Genomic DNA, 14,877 nt, shown 5'->3' with positions numbered 1-14,877 from the left:
GAGCCGTCAGCCCCACCATCCCGCACCCGCAGCCCTCGAAGTCATCCACGCCCACTCAGGGCCGGGGGTCGTCAGAAGGGCATGGCGCTCCGATGGGGGCGGAGTGGGAGGGCGTGGTGAGCGTGCTGGTCCCGCTAGCATCGAAAGTCGAGACCCAGCAGGCGACGAGAGTGGCAGAAGATCGATGAGTTCCGTGACCGTCCGGGTGCCCGCAAAGGTCAACGTGCAGCTGTCCGTGGGCCCGCTTCGGGATGACGGCTACCACGACCTGGTGAACGTCTTCCACGCCGTCTCCGTCTTCGACGAGGTGATCGCGAAGGAGTCGGAGTCGATCTCCGTACGGGTGGAGGGGGAGTCCGCCGACCAGGTGCCCGTGGACGACGGGAACCTCGCCATCCAGGCGGCGAGGGCGTTGGCGAAGCACGCGGGCAGGACGTACGGGGTCGAGCTCGTCATCCGTAAGGCGATCCCGGTGGCCGGCGGAATGGCGGGCGGCAGCGCCGACGCGGCGGGCACGCTGGTGGCCTGCAACGAGCTGTGGGGTCTCGGGCTGCCGCGCGAGGACCTGATGGAGATCGCCGCGGACCTGGGGAGCGACGTGCCGTTCTCGCTGCTGGGCGGTACGGCGGTCGGCACCGGCAGGGGCGAGCAGCTGGCCGAGCTGCTGACCGGCGGCAGGTTTCACTGGGTGTTCGCGATCGCCGATGGCGGCCTGTCGACGGCGCGGGTCTACGCGGAGTGCGACCGGTTGCGGGCGGCGCTGGGCGAGGTCGTGGCCTGGCCTCAGGCGAGCGACGCGCTGCTGGCGGCGTTGAAGGCGGGCGACGCGCGGGCGCTGGGCGCGGAGCTGGCCAACGATCTGCAGCCTGCGGCCTTGATGTTGCGCGCCTCGCTGGCCCGCACGTTGGAGGCGGGACGGGAGCTGGGCGCGCTGGGTGCCATCGTGTCGGGGTCAGGTCCGACGTGCGCCTTCCTGGCCGCTGACGAGGACCAGGCGCGGGAGCTGGCGGTGGCGCTCGTCGGAGCGGGTGTGTGCCGTACGGCGGTGCCGGCCCATGGCCCGGTCGAGGGCGCTTCGATCGTCTGAGGGCGGCGGCGACCCACCGTCCGCCACGTGGTGGCGGGGGCGGCTCCAGCCGGGTGATGGTGGACGGGTGGCCTTCCGTGGCGGTGGTCTGCCACGGAGCTCGGGGAGCGTATCCCTGGAGGGACGCCGGCCACGTGCTCAGGGTGGCGCTCGAGCCCGCTTGCCGTACGAACTCGAGCCTGCTTGCCGTGCAAACAAGAGGGCTTGCCGTGCAAACAGGAGGAACGGACGGGGAGCGCTCGGGGCCGCTTAGCCAAATGGGGCGGTAGTCCGTACCCTGGGGGGCGATGAATCTGGTCAATCTTGAGTCGGTTTCCCACGCCTACGGGCCCAAGCCGCTGCTCTCCGACGTGTCCCTCGGCATCGAGGCCGGTGAGCGCATTGGCGTCGTCGGCCGTAACGGTGGCGGTAAGTCGACGCTCCTGTCCGTGGTCGCGGGGGCGGTGAAGCCTGACTCCGGGAGGGTGACGCACAACAGGGGCCTGCGGGTGGGCCTGCTCTCCCAGCGTGACGACCTCGATCCGGGCAGGAGCATCCACGAGACGGTGCTGGGCGGCAAGGCCGAGCACGAGTGGGCGGGTGACCAGGCCATCAGGGAGATCCTCGCCAATCTGATCGGCGATCTCGATCTGGAGAGCCTGGTCGGGGACCTGTCCGGTGGGGAGCGGCGACGTACGGCGCTGGCGAAGCTGCTCATCGACGAGCACGAGTTGATCATGCTCGACGAGCCCACGAACCATCTCGACATCGAGGCCATCGCCTGGCTTGCCGCGCATCTGGCGCAGCGCAAGAGCGCGCTGCTGGTCGTGACGCACGACAGGTGGTTCCTCGACGCGGTCTCCACCAGGACGTGGGAGGTCGTCGACGGCAGGGTGGAGCGCTACGAAGGCGGTTACGCCGCCTATGTGCTCGCCAAGGCCGAGCGGGCGCGCATCGCGCAGGCGGCCGAGGAGCGCCGCCAGAACCTCATGCGCAAAGAGATCGCCTGGCTGCGCAGGGGTCCGCCGGCGCGCACGTCGAAGCCGAAGTTCAGGATCGAGGCCGCGCAGGCGCTGATCGCCGACGAGCCGCCGGCGCGGGAGACCGTCGAGCTGATGAAGTTCGCGGCGGCGAGGCTGGGCAAGACCGTCTACGACCTGGAGGACGTGACGTTGCACGCGGGCGGGCCCGACGCGGGTCCGCTGGTGCTGGAGCGGTGCACCTACCAGTTCGGTCCCGGCGACCGTATCGGGCTGATCGGGGTCAACGGCTCCGGTAAGTCGTCGGTGCTGCGTCTGCTCGCCGACCAGGTCAAGCCGGACGCGGGCCGGGTGGTCACGGGCAGGACGGTACGGCTGGCGTACCTGTCGCAGGAGCTCGCCGACGTCGACCCGACGCAGCGGGTGCTGGAGTCGGTGGAGCAGATCCGCAAGTACATCCAGCTCGGCAAGAAGGAGTGGACCGCCTCCCAGTTGCTCGAACGCCTCGGCTTCAAGGGCGAGGCGCAGTGGAAGGTCGTCGGCGACCTGTCGGGCGGGGAGCGGCGGCGGCTGCAGCTGCTGCGCCTGCTCATGGACGACCCGAACGTGCTGCTGCTCGACGAGCCGACCAACGACCTCGACATCGAGACGCTGAACGAGCTGGAGGACCTGCTCGACGGCTGGCCTGGCACGCTGGTGCTGGTCAGCCACGACCGCTACTTCCTTGAGCGGGTGGCCGACAGGTGCGTGGCGCTGCTGGGCGACGGCCGGCTGTCGATGCTGCCCGGCGGGGTGGACGAGTACCTGGAGCGGCGGGCGTCCGGCACGGCGGTGACGGCGCGGCTCGCGGGCGCGGCCCCGGTGGCGACTCCTGCGGTGGCGAACGCCTCGGACGCCGCCGCCGGGTTGTCGGCGAAGGAGGAGCGGGAGCTGCGCAAGGAGCTCAACCGCCTGGAGCGGCAGCTCGACAGGCTCAGTGGCCAGGAGGAGAAGCTGCACGCCGTGATGGCGGAGGCGGCCAGCGACTACGCCAAGCTCGGGGAGCTGGACGGGAAGTTGCGCGACATCCTGAATGAGAAGGACGCGGTCGAGGCGGAGTGGCTGGAGGTCGCCGAGCGGCTGGGCGAGTGACCGGGCTTGCCTCAGGTGTCGAACGGGGTGAGGAGGGTGCGGAGGAGGTCGGCGAGGACCTTCTGCTCGTCGGGGCCCAGTCCCGCCAGAAGCTCCCGCTCCCGTCGTAGCAGGTCGGCGAAGGCGGCGTCGACTCTGGCCCGGCCGTCGTCGGTGAGGGACACCAGCACGCCGCGCCGGTCCTCGGGGTCGGGCCTGCGCCGTACCAGGCCCGCCTGCTCCAGCCGGTCGATGCGGTTGGTCATCGTCCCGGAGGTCACCAGCGTCGCGCGCAGCAGCGCGCCCGGCGAGAGCTCGTACGGCTTGCCCGCCCGCCTCAGCGCCGTGAGCACGTCGAACTCCCACGGTTCGAGGTCGTATTCGGCGAAGGAGGCGCGTCGCGCCCTGTCGAGATGGCGGGCCAGGCGGGAGACTCGACTCAGCACCTGCAGCGGCGTCACATCGAGATCGGGACGTTCCTGCTGCCAGGACGTCACGAGCCTGTCGACCTCGTCCATCGTCATGGCACAGAGTCTACTGTCTTGACATCGAGATATCTCTCTCGATATCAATTATCTCTATGTCGAGAGATATTTGGGACCCCGCGACCTACGCCAAGTACGCCGACGAGCGCGGCAGGCCGTACATCGAGCTCGTCAGCCGGATCCACGCGGACGCACCCGATTATGTCGTCGACGCTGGCTGCGGCTCGGGAGAACTGACCGCCACGCTCACCGAACGCTGGCCGGGAGCCACCGTCTACGGCTTCGACTCCTCGCCCGCGATGATCAGCAAGGCGCGCGAGCTGGAGACCGCCGCCCGCTTCGACGTCGCCGATGTCACCCTGTGGCACCCTGACCGGCCCGTCGACGTGCTGGTGTCGAACGCGCTGCTGCAGTGGGTGCCGACGCATCGCGACCTGTTCGAGCGCTGGGTCGACAACCTCAGCGCCGGCGGCTGGCTCGCGTTCCAGGTGCCGGGCAACTTCAACGCCCCGAGCCACGTGCTGATCAGGGAGCTGTGCGCGAGCGACGCCTGGCGGGACAGGCTCGGCGAGTTCGAGCGCCCATGGCCGGTCGTCGACCCCGTGGAGTACGTGGACCAGCTCAGTGGCCTGGGGCTGCGGGTGGACGCATGGGAGACCACCTACGTCCACATCCTCAAGGGCGAGAACGCGGTGCTCAACTGGATCTCCGGTACGGCCCTGCGTCCGATCTTCGACCGGCTGGAGCCCGACGAGCGCCGGCGCTTCGCCGACGAGCTCGCCGTCCGGCTCGATGAGGCCTATCCGAGCAAGCCCTACGGCACGCCCTTCCCGTTCCGGCGGATCTTCGTGGTCGGCCAGCAGGGGAAAGCGTCCTGATCAGGCGGAATGTGGGTAGGTAGAGTCCAGTGAACGCGGGTCGGTCAAGTCCAGTCCCCGAGTCTCCCTGCTGACGGGCGAGAATCCGTCCGGACTTCTCCTGTTCATCGCGCAGTGGCATTATTGTCCGCAATTCGACACTTGCGAGGTGCGGTGGGCATCGAGATCGAAGACAAATTCGACGTTCCGGACGACTACGAAATCCCTGACCTGGGCAAACTCGGCGAGGTCCTCGGACCGCGGAGCTACCAGCTCGTGGCGCTCTACTACGACACCCCCGACCTCCGGCTCGCCGCCAGGGGCATCACGCTGCGCAGGCGCAGAGGCGGCGCGGACGCGGGCTGGCATCTCAAGCTGCCCAAGGCGAAGGGCGTCCGCCAGGAGATCCAGCTCCCGCTCACCCGAAGCACGAAGCACGTCCCCCAGGAGCTGACCGAACTCGTCCAGGCATACACGCGCGGCGCGGGGCTGGCTGCCGTGGCCGAGCTGGAGACCCGCAGGAGCGTGCGGGTGCTGTCGGGGCTGGTCGAAGTGGCCGACGACAGGGTCAAGGGCACCGTGCTCGGCGACACGCCGCAGGTCGAGCGCTGGCGCGAGGTCGAAGCCGAGCTGCTCGAACACGGCGACCCGCAACTGCTGGCCAAGGTCGGCAAGCGGCTGCGCAAGGCGGGAGCCGTACCAGCTGGATCAGGCAGCAAGCTGGCCAGGCTGCTGAAGCCGTCCCCGCCGGCACGCGCCCGGATCGGCGGCGGCACCGCGGGCGAGGTCGTCATCGACTACCTGGCCGGGCAGGTGCAGGCGCTGCTGTCACAGGACCCGCGCACCCGCAGGGCAGAGGAGGACGCGGTCCACCAGATGCGCGTCGCCTGCCGCAGGCTGCGCAGCGCGCTCAAGGCGTTCAAGAGCGTCGTGCGCGACACCGAGCGGACGCAGGACGAGCTGAAATGGCTCGGCGTCCTGCTCGGAGAGGCCCGCGACCTGGAGGTCACCAGGGCGAGGTTCGCCCGTCACCTGAAGAACCTGTCGCCGGAGCTGGTGGTGGGCCCCATCCAGGTACGGCTCGGCGACGACCTCGGCGCCCGCGAGGACGAGGCGTACGTCAGGATCAGAGAGGCGCTCGGCGGCGAGCGCTACTACGCGCTGCTCGACGCCCTCGACGACCTGGTCGCCAAGCCGTCACTCGGCAAGGCGGCGAAGAAGCCCGCCGACCCCACGCTCGCCGACGTCGCCGACAAGAACTGGCGGCGGGTGACGAAGGCGTACGACACCGCCCAGGCCATCCCGGACGAGGAGCGGCGCGAAATCGCCATGCACGACGTGCGCAAGGCGGCCAAACGCGCTCGATACACCGCTGAGGCGCTCGGGATGGACACCTTGGCCGAGCGCGCCGAATCCATCCAGGACGTGCTCGGACTGCATCAGGACGGCGTGATCGCCCAGGAAACGCTCGCCAAGGAGGCGGAGGGCGCACGGCAGGCCGGTGAGGACACCTTCACCTACGGCGTCCTCGTCGGCATCGAGCGAGCCACGGCCGACCGCGCGCAGGCGGATTTCCCCACCGTGTGGGCGAAGGTTCAGGCGCAGTAGCGCTCGACGCTGACGACCTGTTCGCCCGCGCGGTGGACAACGGCGAACGCGCCCTTGCGCAGATGCACCCGTACGCCGCTGAGCTCGGAGATCAGCGGAGGGAGCACCTTGCCGTGACTGCACACGGCGATGGGGCCTTCGTGCTCGCGCACGAGCTCGGCCGTCTTGTCAGGGTCGTAGCCGGGCTCGCTCAGCAGCGGTTCGAGCTGGATGTCGGTGTCGGGCAGCGTCTGCACGCACCGCCTGCTCGGCGAGCTGAGCATGGCCGCGGGACGGTAGGCGGGCAGCACCGTGGCCAGCGTGCGCGCCTGGGCCTCGCCCTCGTCGTCGAGCGGGCGCAGGTCGTCGTCGCCCTTCCACTTCTGGCGTGAGCCGGCGCTGCCGTGCCGTACCAGGATCGACGGGGTGGTCTCCAGCGGCGCGGCCGTGACGGCGCGCAGCAGGCCCGCGTCCCACTCGTACGTCAGGCGCGCCCGAGCCTCCTCGATGGGCAGCCAGACCATCTCGTCCACCTCGGACCCCGGGGCGAACTCTCCCGAAACGGCACGGGCCGTCCAGTAGTCGACCCGCTTCAACCGACCCTTGCTCAGGTAGTGGACGGGAGGCAGGGCGCGGCCGAGGAGCACGGTGAGCCCCGTCTCCTCCCGCACCTCGCGCAGGGCGGCGGCGATCACGTGCTCGCCCTGCAGCAGCTTGCCCTTGGGGAAGGTCCAGTCGTCGTAGGCGGGCCGGTGGACGAGGGCGACCTCGTCCCCTCGCCAGACGACCGCGCCTGCGGCTCTGATGGGGTTAGTCATCAACGGTTCTCCAGCGCCTGGTTCCCAGGATGTGACTCTGCAGGTCCTCGCCCTGGTGGCGGCTCCACGTGCCGTCGGAGTTCAGCCACCAGCTGTTCGTGGTCTCGGCCATCCCTCGGTCGAGCAGCTCGATCAGGTAGGCCCTGTGCGGCTGGCCGGTGACCTTCACCAGCGCCTCCACCCTGCGGTCGAGGTTGCGGCGCATCAGGTCGGCGCTGCCGATCCAGATCTCGGGCCGCCTGCCCAGCCCGAACTCGTAGACGCGGGAATGCTCGAGGAAGCGCCCGAGAACCGAACGGACGCGGATGTTCTCGCTCAGCCCGGGAATGCCCGGACGAAGCGCGCAGATACCTCGGACCCACAGGTCCACCGGCACTCCCGCACGGGACGCCCGGTAGAGGGCGTCGATCAACTGCTCGTCCACCAGCGAGTTCGTCTTGATCCGGATTCTCGCGGGACGGCCCGCCTGCTGGTGGGCGATCTCCCGCTCGATCCTGGCCAGCAGCCCGCCCCTCAGCGAGTGCGGCGCGACGAGCAGCCTGCGGTACGCCGAGTGGTTGGAGTACCCGGTCAGGTGGATGAACAGGTCGGTCACGTCCTCGCCGACCAGCGGATCGGCGGTGAGCAGGCCGAAGTCCTCGTAGTGCCGGGCGGTCTTCGGGTTGTAGTTGCCGGTGCCGATGTGGCAGTAGCGGCGCAGCTCGCCCGAGGCCTCCTGCCGTACGACCAGCGCGAGCTTGCAGTGCGTCTTCAGCCCGAGCACGCCGTAGACCACGTGGCAGCCCGCCTTCTCCAGCTTGCGCGCCCACGAGATGTTCGCGTGCTCGTCGAAGCGGGCCTTGATCTCCACGACCACCACGACCTGCTTGCCCGCCTCGGCCGCGTCGATCAGCGCGTTCACGATCGGGGAGTCGCCGCTGGTGCGGTAGAGGGTCTGCTTGATCGCCAGAACGCTCGGGTCCTCCGCCGCCTGCTCGATGAAGCGCTGCACGCTGGTGGCGAAGGAGTCGTAGGGGTGGTGCAGCAGCACGTCGCGCTCACGAAGGACTCCGAAGATGTCGTCCTCGGCGTGGATGGCCTCGGAGGGGACGAACGGGCGGAAGCTCAGATCGCCCCTGTCCAGGTCGGCGATGGCGTGCAGGCCCGTCAGGTCGAGTGGGCCGTTGATCTCGTAGATCTCGTGCGGGGCCACGTCCAGCTCGTCGACCAGCAGCTCGAGCACCTCGGGCGTGATCGTGTCCTCGACCTCGAGCCGGACCGCCGGGCCGAACCTGCGCTTGAGCAGCTCCTTCTCCAGCGCCTTCATGAGGTTCTCCGTGACGTCCTCGTCGACGTCGAGATCCTCGTTGCGGGTCACCCTGAAGGCGTGGTGCTGGAGAATCTCCATGCCCTTGAACAGCTGCCCGAGGTGGGCCGCGATCACGTCCTCCAGCGGGACGAACCTGTTCTTGGAGGCGGTCACGAAGCGGGGGAGCTGGGAAGGCACCTTGACCCTGGCGAAGACCGTGTGGTCCGTCGACGGGTTCCGCACGACGACGGCCAGGTTGAGGCTCAGGCCCGAGATGTACGGGAACGGGTGAGCCGGATCGACGGCCAAGGGCGTCAGAACGGGACGGATGCGCTCTCTGAACAGCTTGCGCAGCTCGGTGCGCTCCTCGCGGCCGAGGTCGTCCCACCGGACGATCTCGATGCCCTCGCTCGCCAGCTGCGGGCAGATCTGCTTGTGGAAGAGCGCGGCGTGGCGCTTGGCCAGGTCGTCCGCGATCGTCCCTATGCGGGCCAGCTCTTCGCGCGGCTTGAGGCCGCTCTTGGTACGCAGCAGCAGCCCCGTCGCCATCCGCCGCTTGAGCCCGGCCACCCGCACCCGGAAGAACTCGTCGAGGTTGCTCGCGAAGATCGCCAGGAAGCGCACACGTTCGAGAAGGGGGAGGGAGGGGTCTTCGGCCAGCTCGAGCACGCGCTCGTTGAACTGGAGCCAGCTTTCCTCACGGTTGAGGAACCGCTCCTGAGGCAGGGGCAGATCATTGTCAGGATGCAGGACCTCGACGGACATATTACGTAATATGCCCAACCAGATTGAACAAAGCGTTAACTTCGCCTCAACGACTCACTCTTGTTCGAGTTTTGCCGCACGTTCGGCCAACCTTGCCTCACGCTGGCGCAGCTTGTCCTCGCGCTCCTTGGCCTTCTCCGCGTCGCGCAGCAGCCGCTCGCGCTCCTTCAGCTCGCGCTCCCTGGCCTTCTCGGCCTCCTTGAGCTCCCTGGCCCTGGCCTTCTGGGCCTCCTTGAGCTCCTTCTCGGTCGGCCTGGTCAGCGCGGGCACGGGGGCGAGCTCGAGGCCCTTGCTCGTCGCGGTGATCTGCGGCATCGGGTTGAGGCCCGTCAGGCCGTTCCATGCCAGGTTGACCAGATGCGCGGCGACCTCCTCGCGGCCGGGTCTGCGCACGTCGAGCCACCACTGACCGGTCAGCGCCACCATGCCGACCAGCATCTGCGCGTACATCGGCGCGAGCTTGGGGTCATAGCCCCTGCCCTTGAACTCGTCGGCAAGCACGTCCTCGACCTGGCTGGCGATCTCGCTGATCAGGCTCGCGAACGTGCCCGTGCCCGAAGCGGCGTGCGAGTCGCGCACCAGGATGCGGAAGCCCTCGCTGCTCTCCTCGATGTACTGCAGCAGCGCCAGCGCCGCCCGCTCCAGCTTGATCAGCGAGTGCGACGCAGCCAGCGCCGCGGTGATCATGCCGAGCAGTTTCTGCATCTCGCGATCCACCACCACCGCGTAGACGCCCTCCTTGCCGCCGAAGTGTTCGTACACCACGGGCTTGGACACCTGTGCGGTGGCGGCGATCTCCTCGATGGAGGTGCCGTCGAACCCCTTCTCGGCGAACAGCGCGCGGCTGATGGTGATCAGCTGCTCTCTTCGTTCTCTTCCTGTCATGCGTCTGCGGGATCGGGATTCGGTGGTCACAGGTTCCATCATGACGGTGCCCGGTCGATGACCGGGCACCGTGGTGGTATCGGCACTACCCAATGCGCTTCGCCGCCAGGCGCTCGGGAGTCGGCCACCGTACGTCGTGGACCCAGCCGAGCCGCTCGAAGATCCGGATCAGGCCCGCGCTCAGGTCGATCTGCCCCTTCAGCGCCCCGTGACGGGCGCAGGTCGGGTCGGAGTGGTGCAGGTTGTGCCACGACTCGCCGAACGAGGGGAGGGCCAGCCACCACACGTTGCGCGACTTGTCGCGCACCTCGAAGGCCTCGTCGCCGAACACGTGACAGATCGAGTTGATCGACCACGTCACGTGGTGCAGCAGGCCGATGCGCACCAGCGAGCCCCAGAAGAACGCGGTCACCGCGCCCTGCCACGACCAGGTCAGCAGTCCGCCGAGGAGCGCGGGAAGGAAGATCGAGGTGACGGCCAGCGCGCCGAACCACTTGTGGAGCTTGATGACGTCCGGATCCTTGTACAGGTCGGGGGCGTACTTCTCCCTGTTGGTGCGCTCGCTCTCGAACAGCCACCCCATGTGCGCGTAGAGCAGGCCCTTGGACAGCGACTTGAAGCCGGGGCCGAAGCGCCACGGCGAGTGCGGGTCGCCCTCCTTGTCGGAGAACTTGTGGTGCTTGCGGTGCGTGGCGACCCAGTCGAGGACCGACATCTCCAGCGACAGGCTCCCCGCGATACCCAGCGCGATCTTCATCGGGCGCTTGGCCTTGAAGGAACCGTGTGTGAAGTAGCGGTGAAGGCCGACGGTCACGCCCAGCCCCGAGACGATGTAGAAGACGAACGCGATCGCGATGTCGGTCCACCCCAGGCCCCAGCCCCACGCGAACGGCACGGCGGCGGCGATCGCGACCAGGGGGAGGCCCACGACGAGACCGAAGATGATCATCTCCACCCTGGTCTTGGGTTCGGGATCCACGTCTGGCTTGGGACCGGGCGCCGGTCGGTCGGCAAGGACGGTCATGGGCTACCTCTCACAGCAGGTATGAGGATGAATGTCCGGGCTACGGAACCGTAACCTACGTCAGCGTAAGTTAGGAATCACCCAGAAGCGAATATGTGGAAGGTGACGGTCTCCAGGGATTGCTGAGTGGGTTCCGTGTCTTGCGAGAACCAACAGGCACTGGTATAAGTGCTCGGCTGACTGCCTGGAGCTCTACCCCGTCCGCGAGATGAAATGCGGGCGCGTGAGCGACGCGGACGTCGGTATCGTATGACTAGCCGCGACACGCGAGTGTCCGGATCATCCCGGATCGTCTAATCGGCAGGACAAGTGGTTTTGGTCCACTTTGTAGGGGTTCGAGTCCTCTTCCGGGAGCTCTGGGGTGCCATACGGCCATAGGCCGGGTAGCTAGAGAGGCATTGAGGGCGGGAAGGTATCCTCACGGTGTCGGGAGGGTAGCGGTGCGGTAGCCGTACCACGCCCTGATCCGCCTCGTCACAGGGAGCCTCAGTCCGTGAGTGTGCCGCGCCCGGCAGCAGTCATCGTCCTCGCCGCAGGCGAGGGCACCCGGATGAAGAGCCAGACCCCCAAAGTCCTCCATGAGCTGTGCGGCCGCACGCTGGTCGACCACATGCTCGCCGCCTCGCGAGAGCTCGAACCCGAGCGGCTCATCGTCGTCATCGGCCACGCGAAAGAGCGGGTCGGCGGCCACCTCGCCCAGACCAGCCCCGACGCGCGGGCGGTCGTGCAGCGCGAGCAGCGCGGCACGGGCCACGCCGTACGCACCGTGCTCGAAGAGGTGGGCACCATCGCGGGCACGGTGCTCGTCACCTACGGCGACACGCCGCTGCTGCGCGCCGAGACCCTCGGCAGGCTGCTGGAAGCCCACGCGGCCGACGGCAACGCGGTCACCGTGCTGACCGCGGAGGTGCCCGATCCGACCGGATACGGACGGATCATTCGTGACGGCACCGGCGCCGTCCTCGAGATCGTCGAAGACAAGGACGCCAGCCAGGCGCAGCGTGCCATCAAGGAGATGAACTCCGGCGTCTACGCCTTCGACGGCCTCCTGCTCGCCGACGCAGTCAAGCGGGTGTCGACGGACAACGCGCAAGGCGAGGAGTACCTCACCGACGTGCTGTCCATCCTCAGGGAGGACGGGCACAGGGTCGGGGCGCACATCGCCGCCGACTACGTTGAGGTCGAAGGCGTCAACGACAGGGTGCAGCTCGCTTTCGCCCGCAAGGTGCTGAACCAGCGCATCCTCGAAACGCACATGCGGGCCGGCGTGACCGTCATCGACCCCGCGAGCACCTTCGTCGACGTCCAGGTCACGCTCGAGACCGACGTCGTCATCCACCCCGGCACGCAGCTCCACGGCAGCACCGCCGTCGGGGCGGGCGCGCAGATCGGCCCCGCCTCCACACTGACCGACACCACCGTCGGAGCGGGCGCCGTCGTGCGCAACGCCGTGTGCGACAGCGCGGTCATCGGGCCCGAAGCCTCCGTCGGACCGTACGCCTACCTGCGCCCCGGCGCCGAGCTGGGTCACAAGGCCAAGGCGGGGACCTACGTCGAAGTGAAGAACTCGAAGGTCGGGGCGCGGTCCAAGGTGCCGCACCTGACCTACGTGGGCGACGCGACGATCGGCGAGGACGTCAACATCGGGGCGTCCGCCGTCTTCGTCAACTACGACGGGGTAGACAAACACCACACCACCATCGGAGACGGCGTCTTCGTGGGGTGCGACACCATGCTGGTCGCTCCGGTGACCGTCAACGACGGCGCCTACACGGCGGCCGGATCGGTCATCACCGACGACGTCCCACCAGGGGCGATCGGCGTGGCAAGAGCGCGGCAGCGCAACATCGAGAAATGGGTCTTGCGCAGGCGCGCGGGCACGAAGTCGGCAGCGGCGGCCGAAAGGGCGCTTGCCGAGCAAGAGCGGGAGAGTGGCACGTGACGAGCATCAAACAGCCGGGGTCCAAGGAGCTGATGCTCTTTTCTGGCCGGGCCTATCCTGAGCTGGCCGAAGAGGTCGCCAGGAACGTCGGGGTCTCGCTCACGCCGACGAAGCTGATCGACTTCGCCAACGGTGAGATCTACGCGCGCTACCTGGAGTCGGTACGCGGGTGCGACGCCTTCGTGATCCAGAGCCACACCGGGCCGATCAACAAGTGGATCATGGAACAGCTCATCATGGTCGACGCGCTCAAGCGGGCCTCCGCCAAGCGCATCACCGTGGTCATGCCGTTCTTCGGCTACGCGCGGCAGGACAAGAAGGGCCGTGGCCGCGAGCCGATCACCGCGCGGCTGATGGCCGACATCTTCAAGACGGCGGGCGCCGACCGGCTCATGTCGATCGACCTGCACACCTCGCAGATCCAGGGCTTCTTCGACGGGCCCGTCGACCACCTGTTCGCGATGCCGGTCCTGGAGAGCTACCTCAAGGACAAGCTCGACCTGGCCAACACCACCATCGTCTCGCCCGACACCGGTCGCGTCCGGCTGTCGGAGCGGTGGGCGGACACGCTCGGCACCCCCATGGCGTTCATCCACAAGCGGCGCGACCTCGACGTGGCGAACTCCGTGAAGGTCAACGAGGTGGTCGGAAAGGTACGCGGGCGCACCTGCGTGCTCATCGACGACATGATCGACACGGCGGGCACCATCTGCAAGGCGGCTGACGCGCTGTACGACCAGGGGGCCACGAACGTCATCGTGGCGGCCACCCACGCGGTGTTCTCCGACCCGGCGGTGGACCGGTTGAAGAACTCGCGCATCGCCGAGGTGATCGTGACGAACACGTTGCCGCTGTCGGAGGAGAAGAGGTTCGACAAGCTGACCGTGCTGTCGATCGCGCCGCTCATCGCTCGGGCCATCACCGAGGTGTTCAGCGACGGGTCGGTCACCAGCCTGTTCGAGGGCAACACCTGAGCAACCGCACGTCCTTCGGCCCGAGCCCCTTCACACGTGGGGGCCCGGGCCGTTCTTTTCGGGATCCCTCTCCACGACACTCTCATCGGTTCGGCTGCCGGGCGCCGTGACGCTGTGATGCCCTGGTGCCCTGAGTGAGTTTGCCGAGGCCTTCCGTGCATTCGACCAGCTCAAGCCGAACGTCACAGTATGTGCATGTATCATAACTCTTCGTAGTCAAGCGGTGGAGATGTGATCAGCACGCCCACCGCCTCACAAAAAGGACCTCGCTATGGGTCCTTTCGTACTTATGAGGATGAATCATGAGTCTTCGACTGCTTTGGGTCGGCGTAGTGGCCGCGACTTCGGTGGTGGGCGGCCTGACCGCATGCGGCACTGATATCGCGTCCATGTCCGCGGCCAAGTTCATGTCCGAGCGTCAACCCGCACACACGCCCAAGCACATCCCTACCTCCACCAGCACTGCCAGTCCCAGTCCCACCAGCACTCCCACTGCCACCTACACCTCTACGCACACCTACACCTCCACGCATACCCCCAAGCCCACGGCGACCGTCACGACGACCGTCACTCCCGCGCCCACCGCCACCTACACCCCTCCGTCCACGCGCCAGTCCAGGTCCCAGTCCAGCAGGTGCTCCAACGGCACCTGCACGGTGGTGGTGTCCGGCGCGCCCACCCAGGTCATCACGCTGGGGGCCGACAACGTCAAGGCACGCCTGGTCATCAGCGACTTCACCGATGACTCGATCTCGATCGCGTTGGGCACTGAGAAGAAGTCCGTGAGGAGAGGCACGTCCGTGGTGATCGGCGATTGGACGATCACCTTGGAAAGCGTGAGCCAGAACGGATACAAGGCGACGATCGTGGCCGTCCCCAGGTCTTCGCGCAACAGAGGCTGATGCGTCGCCCAGCGTGATGCCGCGACCTCCAGTGGTCCGTCGGCTCTCGCAGGTTTGTCGAGATCTTTCACACACCGCGACCGTGGGTTGCGCCGTCCTCGGCGCGCAGCAGACCAAACCGTCCCGGCCAGGTCCTTGGCCGGGACGGTCACCTGGCTCGGGGGCAGAAGGGCCTCGGGGCAGGGGAAGGGGCG

12 protein-coding genes and 1 tRNA gene are annotated in these 14,877 nt (G+C 68.0%); 7 read left to right on the top strand and 6 right to left on the bottom strand.

The window, feature by feature from the left end:
* Positions 1 to 184 precede the first annotated feature (184 nt).
* Positions 185 to 1,087, top strand: coding sequence for a 4-(cytidine 5'-diphospho)-2-C-methyl-D-erythritol kinase (locus tag AB0B45_RS40270; RefSeq protein WP_358142305.1), 903 nt, complete (start codon positions 185 to 187; stop codon positions 1,085 to 1,087).
* A gap of 287 nt (positions 1,088 to 1,374) precedes the next feature.
* On the top strand, positions 1,375 to 3,177 hold the full coding sequence (locus tag AB0B45_RS40265; protein WP_358142302.1) for an ABC-F family ATP-binding cassette domain-containing protein: 1,803 nt from the start codon (positions 1,375 to 1,377) through the stop codon (positions 3,175 to 3,177).
* A gap of 11 nt (positions 3,178 to 3,188) precedes the next feature.
* Here AB0B45_RS40265 and AB0B45_RS40260 read toward each other — a convergent pair whose 3' ends face one another.
* On the bottom strand, positions 3,189 to 3,680 hold the full coding sequence (locus AB0B45_RS40260; RefSeq protein WP_358142299.1) for a MarR family transcriptional regulator: 492 nt from the start codon (positions 3,678 to 3,680) through the stop codon (positions 3,189 to 3,191).
* A gap of 56 nt (positions 3,681 to 3,736) precedes the next feature.
* On the opposite strand from AB0B45_RS40260, the gene AB0B45_RS40255 reads away from it, so the two are divergent.
* On the top strand, positions 3,737 to 4,519 hold the full coding sequence (locus tag AB0B45_RS40255) for a trans-aconitate 2-methyltransferase (protein ID WP_358142296.1): 783 nt from the start codon (positions 3,737 to 3,739) through the stop codon (positions 4,517 to 4,519).
* A gap of 153 nt (positions 4,520 to 4,672) precedes the next feature.
* Entirely contained in the window at positions 4,673 to 6,106 is a 1,434-nt protein-coding gene (locus AB0B45_RS40250; RefSeq protein WP_358142293.1) for a CYTH and CHAD domain-containing protein, read from the top strand.
* Here AB0B45_RS40250 and AB0B45_RS40245 read toward each other — a convergent pair.
* The 4 genes from AB0B45_RS40245 to AB0B45_RS40230 are packed head-to-tail and all read right to left on the bottom strand — an operon-like array spanning position 6,094 to position 10,865.
* A complete protein-coding gene (locus tag AB0B45_RS40245; protein WP_358142290.1) occupies positions 6,094 to 6,903 on the bottom strand; it encodes an NUDIX hydrolase in 810 nt (269 codons plus the stop codon). The genes AB0B45_RS40250 and AB0B45_RS40245 overlap by 13 nt on opposite strands.
* On the bottom strand, positions 6,896 to 8,956 hold the full coding sequence (locus tag AB0B45_RS40240; protein WP_358142287.1) for an RNA degradosome polyphosphate kinase: 2,061 nt from the start codon (positions 8,954 to 8,956) through the stop codon (positions 6,896 to 6,898). Before AB0B45_RS40240 ends, AB0B45_RS40245 begins: the two co-directional genes overlap by 8 nt.
* 54 nt (positions 8,957 to 9,010) lie before the next feature.
* The gene (locus tag AB0B45_RS40235) at positions 9,011 to 9,871 is read right to left on the bottom strand and encodes a TetR/AcrR family transcriptional regulator (RefSeq protein ID WP_358142284.1); all 861 of its coding nucleotides are present in this window, start codon (positions 9,869 to 9,871) and stop codon (positions 9,011 to 9,013) included.
* Between the two features lie 55 nt (positions 9,872 to 9,926).
* Positions 9,927 to 10,865 carry an acyl-CoA desaturase gene (locus AB0B45_RS40230; RefSeq protein WP_358142282.1) on the bottom strand — a complete coding sequence of 313 codons (939 nt, stop codon included), beginning with the start codon at positions 10,863 to 10,865 and terminating at the stop codon, positions 9,927 to 9,929.
* Positions 10,866 to 11,147: 282 nt separating this feature from the next.
* Here AB0B45_RS40230 and AB0B45_RS40225 point away from each other — a divergent pair.
* The 3 genes from AB0B45_RS40225 to AB0B45_RS40215 all read left to right on the top strand — a co-directional run bounded on the left by AB0B45_RS40225 (position 11,148) and on the right by AB0B45_RS40215 (position 13,781).
* A tRNA-Gln gene (locus AB0B45_RS40225) sits at positions 11,148 to 11,219 on the top strand.
* A gap of 139 nt (positions 11,220 to 11,358) precedes the next feature.
* Entirely contained in the window at positions 11,359 to 12,807 is a 1,449-nt protein-coding gene (gene glmU, locus AB0B45_RS40220; protein ID WP_358142279.1) for a bifunctional UDP-N-acetylglucosamine diphosphorylase/glucosamine-1-phosphate N-acetyltransferase GlmU, read from the top strand.
* Complete coding sequence (locus tag AB0B45_RS40215) at positions 12,804 to 13,781, top strand: ribose-phosphate diphosphokinase (RefSeq protein WP_358142276.1); 978 nt, start codon at positions 12,804 to 12,806, stop codon at positions 13,779 to 13,781. The genes glmU and AB0B45_RS40215 overlap by 4 nt, the downstream gene beginning before the upstream one ends.
* Before the next feature lie 589 nt (positions 13,782 to 14,370).
* Here AB0B45_RS40215 and AB0B45_RS40210 read toward each other — a convergent pair.
* Positions 14,371 to 14,754 (bottom strand): hypothetical protein, encoded by a 384-nt coding sequence (locus tag AB0B45_RS40210; protein WP_358142273.1) that lies wholly within the window; start codon positions 14,752 to 14,754, stop codon positions 14,371 to 14,373.
* Between the last annotated feature and the right edge of the window lie 123 nt (positions 14,755 to 14,877).

The organism is Nonomuraea sp. NPDC049152, assembly GCF_040648355.1.
In the GTDB taxonomy this organism is placed as follows: domain Bacteria; phylum Actinomycetota; class Actinomycetes; order Streptosporangiales; family Streptosporangiaceae; genus Nonomuraea.
Note: the sequence above shows the minus strand (reverse complement) of the source record. Positions and strands in the feature narration are given on the sequence as shown.